Below are 22,276 nucleotides of genomic sequence, written 5' to 3'. Positions count from 1 at the left end.
CCGCCGCGCGTTCCCCGCCCCTCAGCCGAGGACGGTCGCGCCCGGCGCCGGGGACCGCGTGACGCGGACCGTCCGGCAGGTGCCCGAGGCCAGGAGCTCCCGGCCGATGGTCCGCGCGGTCTCCTCGTCGGGCGCGAGGTGGGCCGTGGTCGGGCCGGAGCCGGAGACGAGTGCGGCGAGCGCGCCGGCCGCGCGGCCCGCGGCGAGGGTGCCGGCGAGTTCCGGGAAGAGGGAGAGGGCCGCGGGCTGGAGGTCGTTGGAGACGGTCCGCGCGAGGGCGCCCGCGTCGCCCTTCGCCAGCGCGTCCAGCAGGTCCTGCGAGGCGACCGGCTCAGGAACCCGTAGGCCCTCGTTCATCCGGTCGAACTCACGGAAGACGGCCGGGGTCGACAGCCCGCGCTCGGCCATCGCGAAGACCCAGTGGAAGGTCCCGCCGACCTCCAGCGGGCGCAGCATCTCGCCCCGTCCGGTACCGAGCGCCGCCCCGCCCACCAGGGAGAACGGCACGTCGCTGCCCAGCTCGGCGCAGATGTCGAGGAGTTCCTCGCGGGAGGCGTTCGTGCCCCACAGGGTGTCGCAGGCGAGCAGCGCGCCGGCGCCGTCCGCGCTTCCCCCGGCCATGCCGCCCGCGACGGGGATGTCCTTGGTGATGTGGAGGTGCACGGCGGGGTCGAGGCCGTAGCGGCGGGCGAGCTCCAGGGCGGCGCGGGCCGCGAGGTTCGTCCGGTCGAGGGGCACCTGGGCGGCGTCGGGGCCCTCGCAGGTGACGCGCAGCTCGTCGGCCGGGGTGACGCTCACCTCGTCGTACAGGCCGACCGCGAGAAAGACGTTGGCCAGGTCGTGGAAGCCGTCGGGGCGGGCGCCGCCGACCGCGAGCTGGACGTTGACCTTGGCAGGGACGCGTACCGTCACCGTCTGCGTCACGGCTGGGTCGACTCCTCGTTCTCGGGGGCGGGCTCCGGGGCGGGTTCAGGGGCGTACCTCCGGCCGGCGGCGGTGTTGCCGGTGGGGTCGCCGTGGTCCGGGGCCACGCGGTTCTCCGCGATCCGGACGAACTCCTCGACGGTCAGGGACTCCCCGCGGGCCTGCGGCGAGATCCCTGCGGCGACGAGCGCGGCCTCGGCGGCGGGGGCGGAGCCGGCCCAGCCGGCGAGGGCGGCGCGCAGCGTCTTGCGGCGCTGCGCGAAGGCCGCGTCCACCGCGGAGAACACGTCGGCCTTGGTGGCCGTCGTGCTGATCGGCTCGGCGCGCCGGGTGAGCGCCACGAGACCGCTGTCCACGTTGGGCGCCGGCCAGAAGACGTTGCGGCCGATGGCGCCGGCCCGCTTCACGTCGGCGTACCAGTTCGCCTTCACCGACGGCACGCCGTACACCTTCGAGCCGGGCGGGGCGGCGAGCCGGTCGGCGACCTCGGACTGCACCATCACGAGGGTGCGCTCGATGGTCGGGAAGGTGTCGAGCATGTGCAGCAGGACGGGCACGGCGACGTTGTACGGGAGGTTCGCGACCAGCGCGGTCGGGGGCGGGCCGGGCAGCTCCCGTACGTGCATGGCGTCCGAGTGGACCAGCGCGAACCGGTCGGCCCGCTCCGGCATGCGGGCCGCGACCGTGGCGGGCAGGGCGCTCGCGAGGACGTCGTCGATCTCGACGGCGACGACCCGGTCCGCCGTCTCCAGCAGGCCGAGCGTCAGCGAGCCGAGGCCGGGACCCACCTCCACGACCACGTCGTCGGGCCGCACCTCCGCGGTCCGCACGATGCGGCGCACCGTGTTCGCGTCGATCACAAAGTTCTGGCCGCGCTGCTTGGTGGGCCGTACGCCGAGGACGGCCGCGAGTTCGCGGATCTCGGCGGGACCCAGGAGGGCGTCGGAGGTCGGGCTGGTCACGAGCCAAGGGTACGGGGACCCGAACCCGGCCCGCGCAGGCGCGGCCCCACGGGGTGGGACCGCCGCCTCCGGCGGGGTGGCGCAGACGCCTCCGGCGGGGGTGGTACCGACGCCTCCGGCGGGGTGGCGCAGGCCCCTCCGGCGGGGTGGCGCAGGCGGCACAGCCCCGGCCCCGACGAGGTGGTGCCTGCGACACCTGCCCGGCCCGCGGGGGCGGAGGTCAGCGGCGCCGGCCCGGCCCGCGGGGGCGGAGGCCAGCGGTGCAGGCGCGGCCTCGCAGGACTGGTCCCGGCGATGCCGCCTCGGTCCCGGCCGGGTGGCGCCGGCGATGCGGAGGGGGCGGCCCCGAGTCGTGCCGACGACACCTGCCCGGCCCGCGGGGGCGGGGCAACCGTGCAGGCGTGGCCTGGCGGGGCTGGTGCCGGCGGCGTTGCCCGGCCCCGCCCCGACCGGGTGGTGTCAGCGGTGCCGACCCGCGACCCACAGGGGTGCAGGTCAGCCGTGCAGCCGCGGCCTCACAGGACTGGTGCCGGCGACGCCGCCCCCGCCCCGACCCGACCCGACCCGACCCGACCAGGTGGTACCAGCGGCACAGTGGCAGCCCCGCGGGAGGTGTCGGCGGCGCCGACCCGGCCCACGGGGGTGCAGGTCGGCAATGGCGGCGCGGCCTCGCAGGACTGGTGCCGGCGATGCCGTCTCGGCCCCGGTCGGTGGTGCCGGCGGTGCGGGCCCGGCCCGCGGAGGCGGGGGTCAGTGGTGCAGGCGGGGGCCGCAGTGGGGCCAGGGGGTTGTCCCTCGGCGTACGTACAGCGTCTTCGCCCTGCGGGTCTGTTCCGCTGCCGGGGCGTCCTGCGGGCGCCCGCTGCCGCCGAGGGCGTGCCAGGTGCGGGTGTCGAACTGGTACAGGCCGCCGTAGGTGCCGGACGGGTCCACGGCGCCGGGCCGGCCGCCCGACTCGCAGGCGGCGAGGCCCTCCCAGTTCAGATGGTCGGCGCCACCGCGGGACGGCGGGTGCGGCCGGGTGCCGACCCGGACCGTCCGGGCCTGCGGCTGCCGCACCACCTCGGACCCGACCAGCCGGGGCCGCTGCTTGACGCCGTTGACGGTCCGCAGGGTGTACGTCGTCCGCCGCGCCCCGTACTCCCCCGGGTGCTCGACGACCTCGACGCCCCGGAACAGCGACGCGTCCTCGGCCCGCCGCACCTCGAACGGGATCCGCTCCTCGCGCACCTCCCGGCCCCCGGTGACCCGCAGGACGGTGACCGTCTGCCCGTCGCGCGGGAAGCTCCCGGCCGGCACGGACGTCGTGTCCTGCCCGTGCAGGGTGATCCCGGCCTCCCGGACGGCCTCGGCGACGCTCGCGGCGTTCGTGCGGATCGTCCGCGCCCGGCCGTCGGCCATGATCGTGACCGCCCGCTCGGTCCGCACGTCGATCTCCAGTCCCTCGCGCCCGATCCGCTGGGAGCGCGAGGCCGACAGATAGGCGCCCTCGGCGCGCACCCCCAGCTGGCCGAGCGCCCCTTCCACCGTGTGCGCCGTCGTCCACACCCGGCGCCGCTCCCCGTCGATGGTCAGGTGCACCGGACGCCCGTAGCGCACCGCGACCTCGTCCCCGCCGGCCAGGGCGGTGCCGGGGGCCGGGGCGACCATGTCGTGCGGGCCCACCTTGACGCCCTCGTCGGCGAGCAGTTCCGACACGTCGTCCGCGAAGGTGTGCAGGGTGCGCGGTCTGCCGTCGACGGTGAGCTCGACCGCCTTGTCGCTGGCGACGAACGCCGAGGTGCCGCCGGCCAGGAAGGCCACGACCAGGGCCTGCGGGAGCAGCCGCCGCAGGGACTCCGGGCGCTCGCCGGCACGTCTGCGCCGGCCCGACCGACCCGACCGGCCCGCCCGGTCCGCCCGGCGCGCCGCGGCCCTGCCGCCGGGGGCCTCTCCCCCCTCTCGCCCCTCACCGGGCTCCTCCGTGGCCGGGCGGTCCGGCCACGGACGGGACAGGTCGGGCAGCCGGGGTTCCGTCGGCGCGTCGGGCGCCACCGGCGCGGGGCGCGCACCCCGGGCGCCGCGGACGCCGGGCACGCTGTTCAGGGGAGCCCGGGGCACGTCCGGTGCCACCGGCACGGCGGCACCCGGGCGGCGGTCGCCCGAATGTGCGAACTCCCGGGGGACACCCCCGTACGGCCCGTGCGTCCGGTACTCCCCGTGACCGGGGCGGGGCGGGGAGCCGGGATGCGGCCGGACCGGACGGTCCTCCCGGTACGGCCCGCCGCCCGGGTACTCCCCGTGACCGCCGTAAGCCGAGTGGTCCACCTGGGTCGCCTCGGCGGACCAGGGGCGGCCGAAGGGCCCGGGGCCGGCGGAGACACCCGGGGAACCGAAAGGCGCAGACATGCCGGAGGCGCCCGGAGAGCCGAAGACCGCATCCCCGGCGGCGGCACCCGGCGAGCCGAAGTCCGCGGGGCCGCCCGGTACTCCGGGAGGACCGCCCGGCGTTCCGGGCAAACCGGCCGACGCCGCGGAAGGGCCGGTCAGGCCGTCCGGCGCACCGGAGGGACCGGGTGGGCCGGCCGGGTGCGCCGGGGCGGGCGCACCGGCCACGGCGGCGCCGGTGACGCCGATGACGACGGTGGCGGCCTCGGCGCCACCTGTCGGTCCGTACGCCGGGTGGGGTTCGTACGGCTCGTACCGCGGGCTGCTCACGAAGACACGCTCCAGGGTCCGGATCGGGCGACCAGAACCTAGCGGAGCGGTCGTCACTCTCCCAAGCAACGCGGCTACGCTGTGTCGCGACACTCCCTCGCCGAAGAGCCCGTCCGGAGCAGGGGAACCCCCGGAACCGTTATGGGTCAGTAATCGAACGCCCGCCCCGTGTTGGCGGAGATCGAGGCCGCGAGGGTGTCCTCGTCGATCCCCCGTACCGCGGCCATGGCCCGGACCGTGACCGGAACGAGATACGGGGCGTTGGGCCGTCCGCGGTACGGCGCGGGGGTCAGGAACGGCGCGTCGGTCTCGACGAGGACGAGTTCGAGCGGGGCCACGGCCAACGCGTCGCGCAGCGGCTGGGCGTTCTTGAAGGTCATGTTGCCGGCGAAGGACATGAAGTACCCGGCGCGGGCGCAGACCTCGGCCATCTCGGCGTCGCCGGAGTAGCAGTGGAAGACGGTCCGCTCGGGGGCGCCCTCCTCGGCGAGGACCCGCAGGACGTCTGCGTGGGCGTCGCGGTCGTGGATGACCAGGGCCTTGCCGTGCCGCTTGGCGATCTCGATGTGGGCGCGGAAGGAGCGCTCCTGCGCCTCCTTGCCCTCGGGCCCGGTGCGGAAGTAGTCGAGTCCCGTCTCGCCGACGCCCTTGACGTGGGGAAGCGCGGCGAGGCGGTCGATCTCCGCGAGCGCCTCGTCCAGCGCCGCGTCGCCGCCCGGGTGCCGGGCGCCTTGCCGGGACCAGCCGTCGGGGTCGCCGAGCACGATGCGGGGCGCCTCGTTGGGGTGCAGGGCGACGGTGGCGTGGACGGCGTCGTGGGTGGCGGCCGTCTCGGCGGCCCAGCGCGAGCCCTTCACGTCGCAGCCGACCTGGACGACCGTGGTCACACCGACCGACGCGGCCTTGGCGAGGGCCTCCTCGACCGTGCCGGACTGCATGTCGAGATGGGTGTGCGAATCGGCCACCGGGACGCGCAGGGGCTCGGGGAGCGGCGGGGCGGCGTTCTTGGCGGCGGCGGAGGCGGAGGAAGGCATGCCCCGATCCTACGAAGGGGGCATGCCCGGCCTCACCTCGCGGGGAGCCGGGAGGCCGTCCCGTGGGTCCCGTCCGGCGGGGTCAGCCCGCCCGGCGGTGCTGGAAGGGGTGCAGCAGGTCCGACAGATGCCAGTGGTGCTGCTCCTTCGGGGCGTCGTCCGGCGCCTCCCCCTCCGGACCCTCCTCGGGCTGCCGCGGCACCGGACGGCGACCGCGCTGCGTCGTGGAGTGCATGGACTCACGGACGGAGGACACCCGGCCGGCGCGCATGATGCGCACCACATGACCGCCGCAGTTCAGGCAGGTGGGCCGGCTGAGCGGCGACGGAACGGCCTCGCCGTCCGCCACGTAGACCACGTATTCGACGCCTTCGGTGTCGCGGTGGTGCTCGATCTCGTAGGACTGTTCCCAGCCGTGCCCGCAGCGCATGCAGGCGAAGGAATACGATTCGTGGACGACGGCCGTCGCCGTGCCGCGGTGCCTGGTCTGTCCGGTGACCTGACCTGCGGGGATCCCGCCGGTCCGTCCTGTGGTCTCACTCATGCCAGCTCCTCTTGTCCGCTGGACAAGCGCCTCCGTCGGCGGAGTTCCCCCGGAATTCCGCCGATCCGCCGGTGGCGAGGGACGGGTGCGTCCCTTCGTCCAGTGGACGCTTCTCCCGGCGCGAACGCATCCGGCCTGTCGAGTGTTGGAGTCGTTTTGGTCTTTCCTTGTCGGAAAGCTCCTGTCACACGGCCTGATCTTTGCTTTCCACGGTAGTCCTTTGCCCTTCTATGGGCCGCTTCGTTCGGCGTTCTTGGCCGCCACGACCGCGTCGAAGACGTCCCGCTTGGGCAGACCCGCCTCGACGGCGACGGCCGCGATGGCCTCCTTGCGCCGCTCCCCCGCCTCCTCGCGCACCCGCACCCTGCGCACCAGCTCGGCGGCGTCCAGTTCCTCGGCGCCCTGCTCGGGCGCGCCCTCGACGACGACGGTGATCTCGCCGCGGACGCCCTCGGCGGCCCATTCGGCCAGCTCGCCCAGCGGGCCCCGCTTGACCTCCTCGTAGGTCTTGGTCAGCTCGCGGCAGACGGCCGCGCGCCGCTGGGTGCCGAAGACCTCCGCCATCGCGGCGAGGGTGTCGTCCAGCCGGTGCGGGGCCTCGAAGTAGACCAGCGTCCGGCGCTCCCCGGCGACCTCCCGCAGCCGCGACAGGCGCTCGCCGGCCTTCCTCGGCAGGAAGCCCTCGAAGCAGAAGCGGTCGACCGGCAGACCGGACAGCGCGAGCGCGGTGAGCACGGCGGAGGGGCCGGGGACCGCGGTGACCTTGATGTCCTTCTCCACCGCGGCCGCGACCAGCCGGTAGCCGGGGTCCGACACGGACGGCATCCCGGCGTCGGTCACGAGCAGCACCCGCGCCCCGCCGGCCAGCGCCTCGACCAGTTCCGGGGTCCGGGCGGCCTCGTTCCCCTCGAAGTACGACACGATCCGCCCCGTCGGCTGGACCCCGAGGGCCTGCGTGAGCCGGCGCAGTCTGCGGGTGTCCTCGGCCGCGATCACATCGGCCCCGGCCAGTTCCGTCGCGAGCCGCGGCGGCGCGTCGGAGATGTCGCCGATGGGAGTGCCTGCCAACACAAGGATTCCTGTCACGGTCCCATCCTCGCAGGGGCTCGGTCCGGCAAGCTCATCCGATCCGAAGGGGCCATGCACGGGACTCCCACAGACCTGTTCCCTACGATGGCGCGGTGACCAGTACCGCGTCCTCCACGGACACCCGGCAGGGGCAGGGCCAGGCCGCCGACGATCGGCGGCCGTCGTGGCAGCAGCGGCTGCGCCGATTCGGCTACACGGCGCCGCCCCGAAGTGATGTGCGCGACCGGCTCGTACCGCCGTATGCCAAGCCAGGCCCCGGGATCTGGGCCGCGCTGGGGCTGCGTCAGGAGGTCGCCGACCGTTTCAACCGCTGGTCGGGCTGGGTGGGCCCGCTCCTGGTGACCCTGTTCGCCGGGTTGCTGCGGTTCTGGAACCTGGGCAGCCCGAAGGCGGTGATATTCGACGAGACGTACTACGCCAAGGACGCCTGGGCGCTGTTCCACCGCGGCTACGAGGTCAACTGGGCCAAGGACGCCAACGACCTGATCCTGCAGAACAACGGGAACGTACGGGTCCCCACCGACGCCGCCTATGTCGTGCACCCGCCGGTGGGCAAGTACGTCATCGGGCTCGGCGAGTGGATGTTCGGCTTCAACCCCTTCGGCTGGCGCTTCATGACGGCGCTGCTCGGCACGCTGTCGGTGCTGCTGCTGTGCCGGATCGGGCGCCGGCTGTTCCGTTCGACGTTCCTCGGCTGTCTCGCGGGCACGCTGATGGCGGTGGACGGGCTGCACTTCGTGATGAGCCGCACCTCGCTGCTCGACGGTGTGCTGATGTTCTTCGTGCTGGCGGCCTTCGGCTGCCTGGTCGTCGACCGGGACAGGGCGCGGGCCCGGCTGGCGGCGGCGCTGCCGGCGGACGAGAACGGACGCGTCCGCCCCGACGCGCACATCGCCGAGACGACCCGGCTGGGCTGGCGCCCCTGGCGCTGGGGGGCGGGCCTGATGCTGGGCCTGGCCATCGGCACCAAGTGGAACGGCCTGTACGTCCTCGCCGCGTTCTGTGTGATGGCGGTCCTGTGGGACGGGGCCTCGCGCCGGGTCGCGGGCGCCCGGCAGCCCTACCTGACCTGGGCCCTGTGGCGTGACGCGGTGATCACGTTCCTGGCCACGGTCCCGGTCGCCCTGTCGGTGTACCTGGTCTCCTGGACCGGCTGGATCCTCTCGCCGGACAACGGCAAGGGCGGCTACTTCCGCAACTGGGCCGTGACCGACGGCAGGGGCGGCAACTGGACCTTCCTGCCGGACTGGCTGCGCAGCCTGTGGCACTACGAGCACGAGGTCTACAAGTTCCACGTCGGACTGACGTCGCCGCACACCTACCAGTCCAACCCGTGGAGCTGGCTCGTCGTCGGCCGCCCGGTCTCGTACTTCTACGAGTCCCCGCTGCCCGGCAAGGACGGCTGCCCCTCGGACGCGGGCGACAAGTGCGCGCGCGAGGTGCTCGCGCTCGGCACACCGCTGCTGTGGTGGGCCGCCTGCTTCGCGCTGCTGTACGTGCTGTGGCGGTGGGCGTTCCGCCGCGACTGGCGGGCGGGCGCCATCGTCTGCGGCATCGCGGCCGGCTACCTGCCCTGGTTCATGTACCAGGAGCGCACGATCTTCTTCTTCTACGCCGTCGTCTTCGTGCCGTTCCTGTGCCTGGCCGTCGCGATGATGATCGGCGCGATCCTCGGGCCACCCGGCGCCGGGGAACGCCGCCGGGTCGTCGGCGCGGCGGGGGCGGGCGTCCTGGTCCTGCTGATCCTGTGGAACTTCATCTACTTCTGGCCCCTGTACACGGGCACCGCGATCCCGATCGACCAGTGGCGGTCGCGTATGTGGCTGGATACTTGGGTGTAGGCCGGCCGGGCCGGCCGAAAAGGAGTGCCGGGGCACATCCGTGAACGATGTTCGCGGATGTGCCCCTGGCTTTGGGCAACAATTCGGCGAAGGTCTGCACCACGAGCCCCGTCCGCACCTACAGTGCGGGAGTACCGACTTTTCTGAACGCGTTCAGAAGTTCGGAGGAGGGGTTCGCGGGGAGGGGTTCGCGCGATGCGCAAGGGGGCCAGGGCTGCCGTCATAGGCAGCGTGTTGGCGGTGGTGATCGGCGGCGCCGGGTACGGCGCCTACAACGTGGTGACCGCGATCAGCGGGAGCGGGGGGACGGAGGGCGGCGGGCCCGCCCCGGTGAGGACGGGGCCGCCGAGCGGCGCCGAGGTCAAGGAGGCCAGCCGCGCCTTCTTCTCGGCCTGGGAGAAGGGCGACGCGGCCAAGGCGGCCGGGTACACGAACTACGCGTCGGCGGCCGAGGGACTGCTCGCCGGCTACCGCTCCGACGCGCACCTGACCGGTGTGCGGATCACCCCGGGCGCCGCGTCCGGGGCGAGGGTGCCGTTCTCGGTGAAGGCCACGGTGTCCTACGACGGGAAGACCAAGCCGTTCGCGTACGACTCCGAGCTGACCGTCGTCCGCGGCGAGACCACCGGCAAGGCGCTGGTGGACTGGAAGCCGTCCGTGGTCCACCCGGATCTCAAGGACGGGGACACCCTGGTCACGGGCGAGTCGGCGAGCCCGGCGATCGAGGCCGTGGACCGGAACAACGTTGTCCTGACGAAGGAGAAGTACCCGTCCCTGGGCCCGATCCTGGACGCGCTCCGGGAGAAGTACGGCGACGATGCCGGCGGCACCCCCGGCATCGAGCTGTCGATCCGCCGCGGGGGCGAGAACAGCGGCGACACGACCCTGGTCACCCTCGCCAAGGGGCGCGCGGGCAAGGTCCGTACGACCCTCAGCGCGAGCGCCCAGGACGCCGCGGAGAAGGCCGTCACCCGGTTCGCGGAGTCCTCCGTGGTGGCGGTGAAGCCCAGCACCGGAGAGGTGCTCGCCGTCGCCAACCACCGCGCGGACGGCTTCAACGCGGCCTTCCTCGGCAAGCTCGCGCCCGGCTCCACGATGAAGATCATCAGCGCGGCGACCCTCATCGACAACGGCATCACCTCGGCCACCGGCCCCGCGCCCTGCCCGGACACCGCCGTCTGGCAGAGCCAGACCTTCCACAACCTCACCGGCATGCAGCCCCAGCCGAACGCCACGCTCTCCGACAGCTTCGCGCGCTCGTGCAACACCGCCTTCGTGAAGTACGCGGACGAGGTGAAGGTCGACTCCCTGACCAACGAGGCCCAGCAGCGCTTCGGACTCGGGCAGAACAACTGGAAGACCGGCATCGAGTCGTTCGACGGCGCGGTGCCCGCCTCGGGCGGCCCGGACACGGCGGCCAACATGATCGGCCAGGGCCAGGTCCAGATGAGCCCGCTGAACATGGCGTCGGTGACCGCCACCGCGATGACGGGCGTCTTCCGCCAGCCGGTCATCGTGCCGCGCTCCCTGGACGACCGTGAACTGGCCACCGCGAAGGGACTGCCCGCCGGTACGGTCGCCCAGCTGCGCGCGATGATGAACCGCACGGCCGTCAGCGGCACCGCGGCCCAGGCGATGGCGGGGCTCGGCGGCAGCATCGGGGCCAAGACCGGCTCCGCCGAGGTCGACGGGCAGGCGAAGTCCAACAGCTGGTTCACCGGGTACCGCAACGACATGGCGGTCGCCGCCATGACCCAGGAGGGCGGGCACGGAGGACAGGCGGCGGGCCCGATCGTCGCAGCTGTGCTACGAACGGGCGGCTGACGTCCCCGCGCACAGGACGGGACCCTAAGGTGGTGCCTCTCGTCGAGGTGCGAGGGGCACGGGGGAAGCACAGGGCACCACGGGGCACAGGGGACGGCGGAGGACACAGGGCTGTGGGCAAGAGAAGGCGCGTCGCCGAGCGACAGAGGACGAAGCGGCCCGCCGTGCTCGGCGGGGTGATCGCCGTCGCCGTCGTCGGCGGGGCGCTGGGCGCCTACGGCCTGTACGGGAGCGGGGCGGCCGCCGACGACGGGACCACCGCCACCACCCGCAAGGCGGTCAAGAAGGGCCCGGTGACCGCGGCCGAGATCAGGATGGCGTCCACCGCCTTCCTGAACGCCTGGCAGGGCGGCGACGTCACCGCGGCGGCCGGCTCGACGGACTCTCCGTCCGCGGCCACGACCGTGCTGACCGGCTTCGCCAAGGACGCCCACATCAGCGGCCTGACCCTGACCCCGGGCACGTGGTCGGGCGCCGACGTCCCCTTCACCGTCAAGGCCACCGTCACCTACAAGGGCGTCACCAAGCCCCTGTCGTACACATCGAAGCTGACCGTGGTGCGCCGGGCCAAGGACGGTGCGGCGCTGGTCGGCTGGAAGCCCTCCGTCGTCCACCCGGACCTCCAGGACGGCGACCGGCTGGTGACCGGCGCGTCCGGGACGCCGCCGGTCACCGCCCTCGACCGGCACGGCGGCGAGCTGACCGCCGCCAAGTACCCCTCCCTCGGCACGGTCCTCGACGGACTGCGCGAGAAGTTCGGCAAGACGGCCGGCGGCAAGGCGGGCGTCGAACTGCGCGTGGTCCGCAAGGCCGCGGCCAAGGGGGCCCAGAAGACCCCGGACAAGACCCTGCTGACGCTCAGCGCGGGCACGCCGGGCAAGGTGCGGACGACCCTCAGCCCCACGCTCCAGGCGGAGGCCGAACGCCTGGTCGCCGCCAAGCCCAAGGCGTCGGTGGTGCTGATGCGCCCCTCCACGGGTGAGATCCTCGCCGTGGCGAACACCAGTCACGGCTTCAACACCGCCTTCCAGGGCTCGCTGGCGCCCGGCTCGACGATGAAGGTCATCACGGCGTCGATGCTCTTCGAGAAGGGCCTCGCCTCCCCCGACAAGAAGCACCCCTGCCCGAAGACGGCGACGTACGGCGGGTGGAAGTTCCACAACGACGACGACTTCGAGATCAAGAACGGCACGTTCAAGGCGAGCTTCGCGCGGTCCTGCAACACGGCCTTCATCACGCAGGCCAAGAAGCTGAAGGACGACGACCTGACCAAGCAGGCCCAGCAGGTCTTCGGTCTGGGCATGAACAACTGGGCCATCGGCGTGCCCTCGGCGGACGGCTCCGTGCCGGTGCAGAGCGCCGCGCAGATGGCCGCCTCCCTGATGGGCCAGGGCGGGGTCCGCATGAACCCGCTGAACATGGCGTCCGTCGCCTCCACGGTCCAGTCGGGCACCTTCCACCAGCCCTACCTGGTCGCCGCGTCGGTCGACCACCGCACCCTCGCCACCGCCTCCCGCACGATGTCCGCGACCACGCTCGCCCAGCTGCGCGAAGTCATGCAGTACACGGCCGCCGCCGGCACCGCCGCCGAGGCCATGGCCGGGCTCGGCCCCGACTACGGCGCCAAGACCGGCTCCGCCGAGGTCGACAACCAGAAGCAGCCCAACGGCTGGTTCACCGCCTGGAAGGGCGACCTCGCGGGAGCCGGCGTCGTCCAGCAGGGCGGCCACGGCGGCAGCACGGCGGGCCCGATCGTGGCGGCCCTCCTGAAGGCGGGCTCCGCCGGCTGACCCACGGGCCACCCACCGGAGCCCAACTGCCCCCGGAAAGTGGGGAGTCGGGGGCGCGGGCGATGTCAGTGGGGCCTCATAGTCTCCGCGCATGACGCTCTCGCTCCCCGGGGACCTGCCGCCCGGACGCGGCGTGCCCGCCGGCGCACCGGTCCTGTGGTACGCCGACAAGATGCCGTACGCCCCGCTGCTGGACGCGTGGACCCGCGCCCAGCGACAGCAGGACGCCACCGGCCTGCGCCCGGTCCTCTGCTACGCGGACGACGACCACCCCCGGTCCCTCGACCTCGCCGAGGTGGCCGCGGTCGACCTGGAGGCCGAACTGGAACAGGAGTGGCGCGAGCACCGCCGACGCCAACTCGCCTGGCTGACGGAGCCCCCGGCCGCACCGGAGATCCCCGAGGATCTCGTGGACTTCATCGAGCCCTGGGAGGACGACCCGGGCCCGCCGTTCGACCGGTGGCCGGGCCTTGCCCCCGCCGACCTCCCCGCCCCGGGCGTCGACCCCGACGAGGCCGCCCGGGCGGCGATCTTCGCCCACCTCTGGCACGAGGGAGAGCCCGGAATCTCGCTCGGCCTCGTGAAGGCCGCGCGGAGCGCCGACATCCCGGCTGTCATCGGCTGGCGGGCCGAGGCACACCTCCCCCTGCTCTGCGCGCTGCTGCGGAGCTGGGAGGACCGCTTCGGGGCGCGCGTCGTCGCTGCGATCGGCTCGACGCTGTACGTCTCCGTCGCGAGCCCCCCGCGCGACGAGCAACAGGCGAACCACGTCGCCCTCGAACACCTGCTGACCACGGCCGACAACATCGTGAACGACCCGCCGACCCCGTTCCCCCGGTACGCGGCCTCCCTGGTCGGCGCCCCGCTCTGGCGATTCTGGTGGGACTGAGGCGGGCGGCACCGCGGTGGCCCGGGGCCCGGTCGCGTGGGCCGTGCGCCGGCCGCTAGCGTGCCGTGCATGAACGCCACCGACGACACCGCCGGCGAGGGTCCCTCCTCCGCCGTGGACGACACCGACCCCCGCTTCGCGCAGGCCCTGCGGGAGCTGGGCCTCGGCGAGGTGATCGGACGGGTCCGGCGGCTGCCCGCCACGGCCCGCACCACCGCCGAGGCCGCCGCGTCGATCGGCTGCGAGCCGGGCCAGATCTGCACGTCCCTGTGCTTCGCGGCGGACGGCGTCCCGGTGCTCGTCCTGCTGGACGGCTCGGCGCACGTCGGCATGGAGCTCGTACGGCAGGAGCTCGGCGCCGGGAAGCTCACCCGGGCCGGCGCCCACCTCGTCCGGGAGTACACCGGCTACGGGCCCGGCGCCGTCCCGCCCTTCGGGCACCGCACGAAGACCCGCGTCCTGGTGGACCGTTCACTGCTCGGCCACGACCTCGTGTGGGCGTCGGCGGGCACCCCGTTCACCCTCTTCCCGATGGACCCGAGGACCCTGATCGCCCACGCGGACGCGACCCTGGCGGACGTACGCGAGCCGTTGGCGTGACACCGCCCTGCCGCGGTCCGGAGCGTCGAAACCGTCACTCGGCGCCCCGGCTGTCTCGCCGGGCCGGAGGAGGCGGGCCGGACGGTCAGGACGTGGTCGCTGTGCGGAGTGCGCGGATCAGGGCCTGGGCCCGGGGGTCCGCCGTCACGCTCTTGCGGAAGCCGTTGGTGACGTAGCCGAAGGCGATGCCCGACTCGGGGTCGGCGAAGCCGAGGGCGCCGCCGCGGCCGGGGTGGCCGAAGGAGCCCGGGGAGAGCAACGGCGAGGCTCCCCCGTGGAGCATGTAGCCGAGGCCGAACCGGGTGTTGACCACCAGGACCCGGTCGGGGCCGGCCGACTGTTCCGTCCGCGCGGCCGCCAGCGTCCCGGGGGTGAACAGCCGGGCGCCGTCCACCTCTCCGATCAGGGCGGCGTAGAAGCGGGCGAGGCCGTCGGCGGTGGCGATGCCGTTCGAGGCGGGCAGCACGGCGGCGCGGTAGGCGGCGTCGTTCTCGTCGGGCAGCGGGGTGATCGCGGCGAAGGCGCGCCGGGTCAGGCTCTCCGGGTCGGCGTAGGCATCGGAGACCGCCCGCTTGGGTCGGGTCTTGAGACCGCCGGCCGTGGACGGCGCCTCGACCTGGGCGACCCGGCCCACCCGGCCGGCCTCGCTCTCCGGCAGCCCGACCCACAGGTCGAGGCCGAGCGGACCGGCCACTTCCTCGGCGATCCACCGGCCGATCGTGCGCCCGGTCACGCGCCGGACCAGCTCGCCGGTCAGCCAGCTGTACGTCTGGGCGTGGTAGCCGTGCTCGGCTCCGGGCTCCCACGCGGGCCTCTGGGCCGCCACCGCGGCCGCGGCGAGGTCGGGGTCGGCGGCCTCGGCGGGGGTGAGCGGCCGGTCGAGGACGGGGACCCCGGCCCGGTGCGCGAGCAGATGCCGTACGCGCGTGTGCTCCTTGCCGTGCTCCTTGTACTCGGGCCAGTAGGCGCCGACCGGCGCGTCCAGGTCGAGCTGTCCCCGCTGGGCGAGCAGCAGGAGCACGGCGGCGGCGACGCCCTTCGTCGCGGAGCGGACGATCTGCGCGGTGCCGTGCTGCCAGGGCTCGGTGCCGTCGACGTCCCGGGTGCCGCCCCACAGGTCGACGACCTTGCGCCCGTCGCGGTACACGGTGACGGCGGCGCCCCGGTCCCCGAGCGTCGCGAAGTTGGCCGCGAACGCCTCCCTGACCGGTTCGAAGCCCTCCGCCACTGTGCCGTTCACGTCCACGTCCGCGCTCCCTGTCGCCTCACACTGCCGATAGTGAGTGGAACATGGTTCCTCGGCCTTCGATTCCCAGGGCGGCTAGCCCAGCAGGATCGTGACCTCGATGTTGCCGCGGGTGGCGTTCGAGTACGGGCAGACCTCGTGCGCCGCGTCCACGAGCCGTGCCGCCACGTCCGCGTCGAGGACGGGGAGCGAGACGCTCAGGGCGACCGCCAGTCCGTAGCCGCGCTGCTTGTTGGGGCCGATCCCGACCTTGGCCGCCACTGTGGAGCCGGTGAGGTCGAGGCCGGCGCGGCGGCCGACCAGGACCAGCGCGTTGTGGAAGCAGGCGCTGAACCCGGCCGCGAACAGCTGCTCGGGGTTCGTGCCGTTGCCGTCCCCGCCGAGCGCCGGCGGCATCGCGACCCTCAGTTCGAGCTGCCCGTCCTGACTGGTCACGAAGCCGTTCCGGCCGCCGTGTGCGGTCGCCTCGGCCACGTACATGATCTTCGTCGGACGGGTGTCGACCGCGGTGCCGTCGATCACGGCAGTACCTCCCCCGGAGTGGGCAACAGAAGCTCGTGCACAAGTGCATCGTGCACAAGGTACTGGCCGGTATGGAGCGGGGTAAGCCCCGGGTGGCCATCGGTTCGATCTCCAGGGTCTCCAGGGTCGCCAGGGTCTCCGGGATCACCGGGCCGCGCCTCGGTCGGCTCCGTCGGCGCGATCACCGTCATCGCCCCGATCGCCGGCCGAACCGGACCCGTTCCGGCCGGCGCCCGAGCGGCTCCGCTCCGGCCCGCGCCTCAGCGCCTCCGTCCCGCCGCCCCCTGCGCGCGTTCCGTCAGCCGTCGCAGGTCCCCACGCAGGCGCGTGACGTCGGACTCGCTCAGACCGGTCGCCGTCAGCAGCGCCTGCGGGACCTCCTCCGCGCGCTCCCGGAGCAGTTCCCCGCGCCCGGTGAGGGCGACCCGCACCGAGCGCTCGTCCTCGGCCGAGCGCTCGCGGCGCACCAGCCCGGCCGACTCCAGCCGCTTGAGCAGCGGCGACATCGTGCCGTAGTCGAGGTGCAGGGCGGCGCCCAGCTCCTTGACCGTGGTCTCGCCGCGCTCCCACAGGACCAGCAGCACGAGGTACTGCGGGTAGGTGAGGCCGAGCTCCTCCAGCAGCGGGCGGTACGCGGCGGTCACGGCCCGCTGGGCGGCGTACAGCGCGAAGCACAGCTGGTCGTCGAGCAGCAGCGACCCGGCCGGCGGCGCGGCGTCCTCTTGTTTGGTCACGCCCCCATTGTCACGGAGCGCGGGTCGAACCCGAAGGGCAGCTCCAGACGATGGGTGCGCATGAGCTCCTCGTCCGAGAGGACATCGGCCGTCCCGCCGTCGGCGGCGATCACTCCGTCACTGAGGACCAGGGAGCGCGGGCACAGTTCGAGGGCGTACGGCAGGTCGTGGGTGACCATCAGGACGGTGACGTCCAACGAGCGCAGGATGTCGGCGAGTTCACGCCGGGAGGCGGGGTCGAGGTTGGAGGAGGGCTCGTCGAGGACGAGGATCTCCGGCTCCATCGCCAGCACCGTCGCCACCGCGACCCGGCGCCGCTGCCCGAAGGACAGATGGTGCGGCGGACGGTCGGCGAAGGCCTCCATGCCGACGCGCTCCAGCGCCGTGGCGACGCGTTCCTCCAGTTCGGCGCCCTTCATGCCCGCGGCGGCCGGGCCGAAGGCCACGTCCTCGCGCACGGTCGGCATGAACAGCTGGTCGTCCGGGTCCTGGAAGACGATGCCGACCCGGCGCCGGATCTCCGCCATGTGCCGTTTGCCGACCGGGAGTCCGGCGACCGTCACCGTTCCGGCGCCGCCGGTCAGGATGCCGTTGAGGTGCAGGACGAGGGTCGTCTTGCCGGCGCCGTTCGGGCCGAGCAGGGCGACGCGCTCGCCGCGCCCGATGCTGAAGTCCACACCGAACAGGGCCTGATGCCCGTCGGGGTAGGCGAACGCGAGGCCGGAGACCTCCAGCGAAGGTGCGGAAGGGGTCACAGCGTCCATCCCAACAGACATACGGCGAGGGCGGCGAACGGCAGGGCGAGGGCGTACGACCACTGCGCCCGGGACGCGGTCACCTCGTCGATCACGGGCATGGAACCGGCGTACCCCCGGCTCACCATGGCCAGGTGCACGCGCTCCCCGCGTTCGTAGGAGCGGATGAACAGCGCGCCCGCCGATTTGGCGAGCACGCCCCAGTGGCGCACCCCGGCGGCCTCGAAGCCGCGCGACTCCCGCGCGATCCGCATGCGCCGCATCTCGTCGGTGATGACGTCCCCGTAGCGGATCATGAAGGAGGCGATCTGCACGAGCAGCGGCGGGAGCTTCAGCCGCTGGAGGCCGAGGAGCAGTTCCCGCAGTCCGGTGGTGGAGGCCAGCAGGACGGAGGCGGCGACGCCGAGGGTGCCCTTGGCGAGGACGTTCCAGGCGCCCCACAGGCCGTCGACGCTCAGGGACAGCCCGAACACGTCCACCCGTTCCCCCTCGGCCACGAACGGCATGAGCACCGCGAACGCGACGAACGGGATCTCGATCAGGAGCCGCCGGAGCAGCACGCCGGCCGGTACGCGGGCCTGCCGGGCGACCGTCGCGAGCAGCACGGCGTACAGCGCGAACGCCCACATCGCCTCGCGCGGGGTGGAGACGACCACGACCACGAAGGCGAGGGTCGCGGCGAGCTTGGTGTGCGGCGGCAGCGCGTGCACCGGCGAGTCCGCGTGCCGGTACAGCCGGTGGGCATGACCGGCCCCCACCTCAGACGCCTTCCGGCACGGAGGCGGGCGAGGTGTCGGCACTGCGGCGCCTGCGGAGCGCCCAGAAGACACCGCTGCCCGCGACGATCGTGACGCCGACGCCGATGACCCCGGCGAGACCGCCGGACAGCCGGGCGTCGGACACGTCCTTGACCCCGTAGCCGGCGAGCGGCGAGTCCTCGGAGGCGTGCGCCTTCGTCCGGGTGTCGATGCCCTTGTCCTTGGCGACCTTCTCCAGGCCGTCGGGGCTCGCGGAGGCATAGAAGCTGACAAACCCGGCGAGGACCAGGGAGGTGACCAGGCCGGTGATCCACACCTTGCGGTGCGAGGTGCGGGCCGGGGCGGGGGCGGCGCCGGGGGCGTCGACGAGTTCGCCGTTCACCCGCAGCTTGAGCCGCTGCTGGAGGCCGCGGGCGCCGTGCACGAGGTCGGGCCGTACGGCGATGACGGCACCGACGGTGAGCGCGGTGATCACGGCCTCGCCGATGCCGATGAGGACGTGGACGCCGACCATGGCGGTGGCGACCTTGGAGAGCGCGACGTCGGTGGTGCCGCCGACCGCGTAGATGAGGGTGAAGGCGACGGCGGCGGCCGGCACCGAGAGCAGCGCGGCGGCGAAGGAGGCCACGGTGACCGAGCGACGCCCCCGGGGCAGCACCTTCACCAGTGTCCGGAAGACGGCGTAGGAGACGACCGTGGTGACGATCGCCATGTCGGTGATGTTCACGCCGAGCGCGGTGAGGCCGCCGTCCGCGAAGAGGATGCCCTGCATGAGCAGGACGACGGAGACGCACAGGACGCCGGTGAAGGGGCCGACGAGGATCGCGGCCAGCGCGCCGCCGAGCAGATGTCCGCTGGTCCCGGCGGCGACCGGGAAGTTCAGCATCTGCACGGCGAAGATGAAGGCGGCGACCAGGCCGGCGAGCGGCGCGGTCCGTTCGTCGAGTTCGCGGCGGGCACCGCGCAGGCTCAGCGCGAGGGCGCCGGCCGCGACGACGCCGGTGGCCGCGGAGACCGGGGCGTTGATGAATCCGTCAGGAACATGCACTGTCCGATGATAGTGCCTTGTTGCGAATGACTTGCAAGAGCGTGCATACGCGAACAGCGTCCGACCAGCAGGCGTACGGGAGCAGTTCGGGCGCGAGGGGAGTCCGCGGCGCGCGGGCGGCGGGCCCCGGGGGTGCCCATGGCGGGCGTGTGACGGTCGTCGCAGACATACACCGCGCCCGCCCGGGCAGGCGTTCCCTGAGGGAGGGTCACGGACGACCGGAGAGCGGTTTCCGCGAGATGTGCGACATTGGAATGGTGACGGGATTCACATATTCCGCATAGGTGACGCAGCGTAAGGAGTCGGTTCATGCACGCCGTCGAACAGTACGCCCGCGCTCATATCGTCACGGACACCGCCGACTCCCTCGATGACGAACACCGGGCCGTCCCGGTGGCCCTGCGGTACGACCCGGAGGCGGATCCCGGCCGGGTGTGCGTCACGCTGCCCGGCCCGCACGAGTGGACGTTCGAACGCGAACTCCTGGAGCGGGGTCTGCGTGTCCCCGTCGACAGCGGCGAGGTCCGCATCTGGCCGTGCGGCCGCGTCCAGGCCGTCCTGGAGTTCCACTCGGCGCAGGGGGTGGCGGTCGTTCAGCTCGACACGAAGGCGCTCATGCGGTTCCTCCGCCGTACGTACATGGCCGCCACCCCGGTGGCCCACTGACGCAAGCCGAGGGGCCGGCCGCGGACCAGGAGGGTCCGCGGCCGGCCCCGGCGACCGCCGCGAGCGGCGTCGGTCAGACGCCGACCAGCTTCCGGTCCTGGTTCCCGTCGCGCTGCCTGCCGTCGTCGATCCCGCGCAGGCCCTCGCCCTCGACGTCGACGTTCGGCAGGACGCGGTCCAGCCACTTCGGCAGCCACCAGGCCCGCTTGCCGAGCAGCGCGAGCACCGCCGGGACGAGGGCCATCCGGACGATGAACGCGTCGAAGAAGACGGCGATGGCGAGCCCGAAGCCGATCATCTTGATCATCGACTCGCTGGAGCCGATGAACCCGGAGAACACGGCGATCATGATGACGGCGGCGGCCGTGACGACCCGCGCGCCGTGCTTGAACCCGGTGACGATCGCCTGGCCGGGCTTCTCGCCGTGGACGAAGGCCTCCCGCATACGGGTCACGAGGAACACCTCGTAGTCCATGGCGAGACCGAAGACCACGCCCACCATGAAGATCGGCATCATCGACATGATCGGGCCGGTCTCCTCGACGCCCATCAGACCGGACAGCCAGCCCCACTGGAAGACCGCGACGACCGCGCCGAGGGCCGCCATGACGCTGAGCAGGAAGCCGAGGGCCGCCTTCAGCGGGACGAGGATCGAGCGGAACACCACGATCAGCAGCAGGAACGCGAGACCGACCACGAGCGCGAGGTACGGGATCAGCGCGTCGTTGAGCTTCTGCGAGAAGTCGATGTTCATGGCCGTGGAGCCGGTGACGAGCACGTTCGCGTCGGTGTCGGCCTTGATGCCGGCGCCCGCGCCGCGGATCGTGTGGACCAGGTCCTCGGTCGTGACGGAGGACGGCTTCGAGTCCGGGATGACCGTGATCATCGCGGTGTCCCCGGACTTGTTGGGGGACGCCGGGCTCACGCTCACGACACCCTTCATGTCCGCGATCCTGTCGTGCACCGTGCTGAACGCCGTCTTGGGCGCGTCGCTGGCCTTGGCGTCGACGACGACCATCAGCGGACCGTTGAACCCGGGGCCGAAGCCGTCGGAGAGCAGGTCGTAGGCGCGGCGCTGGGTGGTGGACACCGACTGGGAGCCGTCGTCGGGCAGGCCGAGCTGGAGCGAGGCGGCCGGGACCGCGGCCGCGCCGAGGCCGATCACGCCGAGCAGCAGCACCGCGAGCGGGCGGCGGACGACGAAGCTCGCCCAGCGCGTGCCCATGTTGGGACGGCCCGGCTTCTTCGCCGCGCGGCCGCCGCCGAGGAGCCTGCTCTTCCGGCCGGCCGGCTGGACCCGGCGGCCCGCGTAGCCGAGCAGCGCGGGGACCAGCGTCAGGGCGATGAGGACGGCGATGGCGACCGTGCCCGCCGCGGCGACACCCATCTTCGTGAGCATCGGGATGTTGACGACCGACAGTCCGACCAGCGCGATCACGACGGTCAGACCCGCGAAGACCACGGCCGAGCCGGCCGTGCCGACGGCCCGTCCGGCCGCCTCCTCGCGTTCGCGGCCCTCCGCGAGTTCGGCCCGGTAGCGGGAGACGATGAACAGGGCGTAGTCGATGCCGACCGCGAGGCCGATCATCATCGCGAGGGTGGAGGTGGTGGAGCCGAGGTCCAGGGCGCTGGCGAGCGCGGTGATCGTCGAGACGCCGATGCCGACGCCGATCAGCGCGGTCAGCAGCGGCAGTCCGGCCGCGATCAGGGACCCGAAGGTGATCACGAGGACGACCGCGGCGATCGCGATGCCGATGACCTCGCTGGAGCCGGTCTCGGGCGTCGCCTGGAGCGCGTCACCGCCGACCTCGACGGTCAGGCCCGAGTGCCGCGCGTCCTCGGCGGCCGCCTTCAGGGCGTCCTTCGAGGCGTCCTTGAGCTCCATGCCGGAGACCTCGTAGCGCACCGAGGCGTAGGCGATCGTCCCGTCCTTGCTCACGGCGTGGACCTTGAACGGGTCGGTGACGTCGGTGACCTCGGAACCGGTGCCGAGCACCTTGACGGCCTTCTCGACCGCCGCCTTGTTGTCCTTGTCCGCCATCTTCTCGCCGGCGGGGGCCTTGAAGACGACCCGCGCGGTCGCTCCGTCGGCGCTCGTTCCGGGGAAGCGGCTCTCCAGCAGGTCGAAGGCCTTCTGCGCCTCGGTGCCCGGGATCGAGAAGGAGGACGATCCCGCGACGGGCGCGGAGGCGGCGCCGACGCCCGCGAGCGTCAGCAGCGCCACCCATATCAGGGCGGCGAAGTGCCGTCGCCGGAAGGCGAGTCGGCCGAGTTTGTAGAGGAACGTGGCCACGAGGGCGTACTCCCGGTCAGGTCGTGGAAGGGCAGGGGCTGGTGTGATCACCCGAGTGGG

The 22,276-nt window shown here is 73.2% G+C and carries 19 protein-coding genes; 6 read left to right on the top strand and 13 right to left on the bottom strand.

Annotated elements, in window-relative coordinates:
• Nucleotides 1–21: 21 nt before the first annotated feature.
• The 6 genes from IO36_RS40410 to rsmI all read right to left on the bottom strand — a co-directional run bounded on the left by IO36_RS40410 (nucleotide 22) and on the right by rsmI (nucleotide 7,247).
• Entirely contained in the window at nucleotides 22–924 is a 903-nt protein-coding gene (locus IO36_RS40410; protein WP_037628143.1) for a 4-(cytidine 5'-diphospho)-2-C-methyl-D-erythritol kinase, read from the bottom strand.
• Complete coding sequence (gene rsmA, locus IO36_RS40405; RefSeq protein ID WP_078943750.1) at nucleotides 921–1,886, bottom strand: 16S rRNA (adenine(1518)-N(6)/adenine(1519)-N(6))-dimethyltransferase RsmA; 966 nt, start codon at nucleotides 1,884–1,886, stop codon at nucleotides 921–923. Before rsmA ends, IO36_RS40410 begins: the two co-directional genes overlap by 4 nt.
• A gap of 750 nt (nucleotides 1,887–2,636) precedes the next feature.
• Nucleotides 2,637–4,274 (bottom strand): resuscitation-promoting factor, encoded by a 1,638-nt coding sequence (locus tag IO36_RS40400; protein WP_078943772.1) that lies wholly within the window; start codon nucleotides 4,272–4,274, stop codon nucleotides 2,637–2,639.
• A 455-nt stretch (nucleotides 4,275–4,729) separates the two neighbouring features.
• Complete coding sequence (locus IO36_RS40395) at nucleotides 4,730–5,617, bottom strand: TatD family hydrolase (protein WP_037628142.1); 888 nt, start codon at nucleotides 5,615–5,617, stop codon at nucleotides 4,730–4,732.
• A gap of 82 nt (nucleotides 5,618–5,699) precedes the next feature.
• On the bottom strand, nucleotides 5,700–6,161 hold the full coding sequence (locus IO36_RS40390) for a hypothetical protein (RefSeq protein ID WP_051901322.1): 462 nt from the start codon (nucleotides 6,159–6,161) through the stop codon (nucleotides 5,700–5,702).
• 228 nt (nucleotides 6,162–6,389) lie between these two features.
• Nucleotides 6,390–7,247, bottom strand: a complete 858-nt coding sequence (rsmI, locus tag IO36_RS40385; protein WP_037628141.1) for a 16S rRNA (cytidine(1402)-2'-O)-methyltransferase — start codon at nucleotides 7,245–7,247, stop codon at nucleotides 6,390–6,392.
• 95 nt (nucleotides 7,248–7,342) lie between these two features.
• On the opposite strand from rsmI, the gene IO36_RS40380 reads away from it, so the two are divergent.
• The 5 genes from IO36_RS40380 to IO36_RS40360 all read left to right on the top strand — a co-directional run bounded on the left by IO36_RS40380 (nucleotide 7,343) and on the right by IO36_RS40360 (nucleotide 14,194).
• Nucleotides 7,343–9,091 carry a dolichyl-phosphate-mannose--protein mannosyltransferase gene (locus IO36_RS40380; protein WP_037628140.1) on the top strand — a complete coding sequence of 583 codons (1,749 nt, stop codon included), beginning with the start codon at nucleotides 7,343–7,345 and terminating at the stop codon, nucleotides 9,089–9,091.
• A gap of 195 nt (nucleotides 9,092–9,286) precedes the next feature.
• Nucleotides 9,287–10,915: a penicillin-binding transpeptidase domain-containing protein gene (locus tag IO36_RS40375; protein ID WP_037628139.1), complete on the top strand. Its 1,629-nt coding sequence runs from the start codon at nucleotides 9,287–9,289 to the stop codon at nucleotides 10,913–10,915.
• 113 nt (nucleotides 10,916–11,028) lie between these two features.
• Entirely contained in the window at nucleotides 11,029–12,705 is a 1,677-nt protein-coding gene (locus IO36_RS40370; RefSeq protein WP_037628138.1) for a penicillin-binding transpeptidase domain-containing protein, read from the top strand.
• 91 nt (nucleotides 12,706–12,796) lie between these two features.
• The gene (locus IO36_RS40365) at nucleotides 12,797–13,594 is read left to right on the top strand and encodes a DUF4253 domain-containing protein (protein ID WP_078943749.1); all 798 of its coding nucleotides are present in this window, start codon (nucleotides 12,797–12,799) and stop codon (nucleotides 13,592–13,594) included.
• Between the two features lie 69 nt (nucleotides 13,595–13,663).
• Nucleotides 13,664–14,194 (top strand): YbaK/EbsC family protein, encoded by a 531-nt coding sequence (locus IO36_RS40360; protein WP_051901321.1) that lies wholly within the window; start codon nucleotides 13,664–13,666, stop codon nucleotides 14,192–14,194.
• An 85-nt stretch (nucleotides 14,195–14,279) separates the two neighbouring features.
• On the opposite strand, the gene IO36_RS40355 is transcribed toward IO36_RS40360, so the two are convergent.
• The 6 genes from IO36_RS40355 to IO36_RS40330 all read right to left on the bottom strand — a co-directional run bounded on the left by IO36_RS40355 (nucleotide 14,280) and on the right by IO36_RS40330 (nucleotide 19,257).
• Nucleotides 14,280–15,440, bottom strand: coding sequence for a serine hydrolase domain-containing protein (locus IO36_RS40355; RefSeq protein WP_037628136.1), 1,161 nt, complete (start codon nucleotides 15,438–15,440; stop codon nucleotides 14,280–14,282).
• 75 nt (nucleotides 15,441–15,515) lie between these two features.
• A complete protein-coding gene (locus IO36_RS40350; protein ID WP_037628135.1) occupies nucleotides 15,516–15,962 on the bottom strand; it encodes an organic hydroperoxide resistance protein in 447 nt (148 codons plus the stop codon).
• A gap of 260 nt (nucleotides 15,963–16,222) precedes the next feature.
• The gene (locus IO36_RS40345) at nucleotides 16,223–16,696 is read right to left on the bottom strand and encodes a MarR family winged helix-turn-helix transcriptional regulator (protein WP_037628134.1); all 474 of its coding nucleotides are present in this window, start codon (nucleotides 16,694–16,696) and stop codon (nucleotides 16,223–16,225) included.
• Nucleotides 16,693–17,472 carry an energy-coupling factor ABC transporter ATP-binding protein gene (locus IO36_RS40340; protein ID WP_209441344.1) on the bottom strand — a complete coding sequence of 260 codons (780 nt, stop codon included), beginning with the start codon at nucleotides 17,470–17,472 and terminating at the stop codon, nucleotides 16,693–16,695. Before IO36_RS40340 ends, IO36_RS40345 begins: the two co-directional genes overlap by 4 nt.
• On the bottom strand, nucleotides 17,448–18,209 hold the full coding sequence (gene cbiQ / locus IO36_RS40335) for a cobalt ECF transporter T component CbiQ (RefSeq protein ID WP_037628132.1): 762 nt from the start codon (nucleotides 18,207–18,209) through the stop codon (nucleotides 17,448–17,450). The genes IO36_RS40340 and cbiQ overlap by 25 nt, the downstream gene beginning before the upstream one ends.
• A 1-nt stretch (nucleotide 18,210) precedes the next feature.
• Nucleotides 18,211–19,257 carry an energy-coupling factor ABC transporter permease gene (locus IO36_RS40330; protein WP_037628131.1) on the bottom strand — a complete coding sequence of 349 codons (1,047 nt, stop codon included), beginning with the start codon at nucleotides 19,255–19,257 and terminating at the stop codon, nucleotides 18,211–18,213.
• A gap of 309 nt (nucleotides 19,258–19,566) precedes the next feature.
• Here IO36_RS40330 and IO36_RS40325 point away from each other — a divergent pair, with 309 nt between their 5' ends.
• Nucleotides 19,567–19,923, top strand: coding sequence for an SsgA family sporulation/cell division regulator (locus IO36_RS40325; protein ID WP_037628130.1), 357 nt, complete (start codon nucleotides 19,567–19,569; stop codon nucleotides 19,921–19,923).
• A gap of 73 nt (nucleotides 19,924–19,996) precedes the next feature.
• Here IO36_RS40325 and IO36_RS40320 read toward each other — a convergent pair whose 3' ends face one another.
• A complete protein-coding gene (locus tag IO36_RS40320; RefSeq protein WP_037628129.1) occupies nucleotides 19,997–22,216 on the bottom strand; it encodes an MMPL family transporter in 2,220 nt (739 codons plus the stop codon).
• Nucleotides 22,217–22,276: the final 60 nt, after the last annotated feature.

This window comes from Streptomyces aureus (assembly GCF_000725495.1).
Taxonomy (GTDB): domain Bacteria; phylum Actinomycetota; class Actinomycetes; order Streptomycetales; family Streptomycetaceae; genus Streptomyces; species Streptomyces aureus_B.
The sequence above is the reverse complement of the archived record's forward strand: the minus strand, read 5'-3'. Positions and strand labels throughout refer to the sequence as shown.

Coding starts and splice junctions, on each gene's coding strand:
- IO36_RS40390 (WP_051901322.1), bottom strand. CDS start 6,161: ATGAGTGAGACCACAGGACGGACCGGCGGGATCCCCGCAGGTCAGGTC.
- IO36_RS40395 (WP_037628142.1), bottom strand. CDS start 5,617: ATGCCTTCCTCCGCCTCCGCCGCCGCCAAGAACGCCGCCCCGCCGCTC.
- IO36_RS40325 (WP_037628130.1), top strand. CDS start 19,567: ATGCACGCCGTCGAACAGTACGCCCGCGCTCATATCGTCACGGACACC.
- IO36_RS40340 (WP_209441344.1), bottom strand. CDS start 17,472: ATGTCTGTTGGGATGGACGCTGTGACCCCTTCCGCACCTTCGCTGGAG.
- IO36_RS40365 (WP_078943749.1), top strand. CDS start 12,797: ATGACGCTCTCGCTCCCCGGGGACCTGCCGCCCGGACGCGGCGTGCCC.
- IO36_RS40400 (WP_078943772.1), bottom strand. CDS start 4,274: ATGTCTGCGCCTTTCGGTTCCCCGGGTGTCTCCGCCGGCCCCGGGCCC.
- IO36_RS40360 (WP_051901321.1), top strand. CDS start 13,664: ATGAACGCCACCGACGACACCGCCGGCGAGGGTCCCTCCTCCGCCGTG.
- IO36_RS40375 (WP_037628139.1), top strand. CDS start 9,287: ATGCGCAAGGGGGCCAGGGCTGCCGTCATAGGCAGCGTGTTGGCGGTG.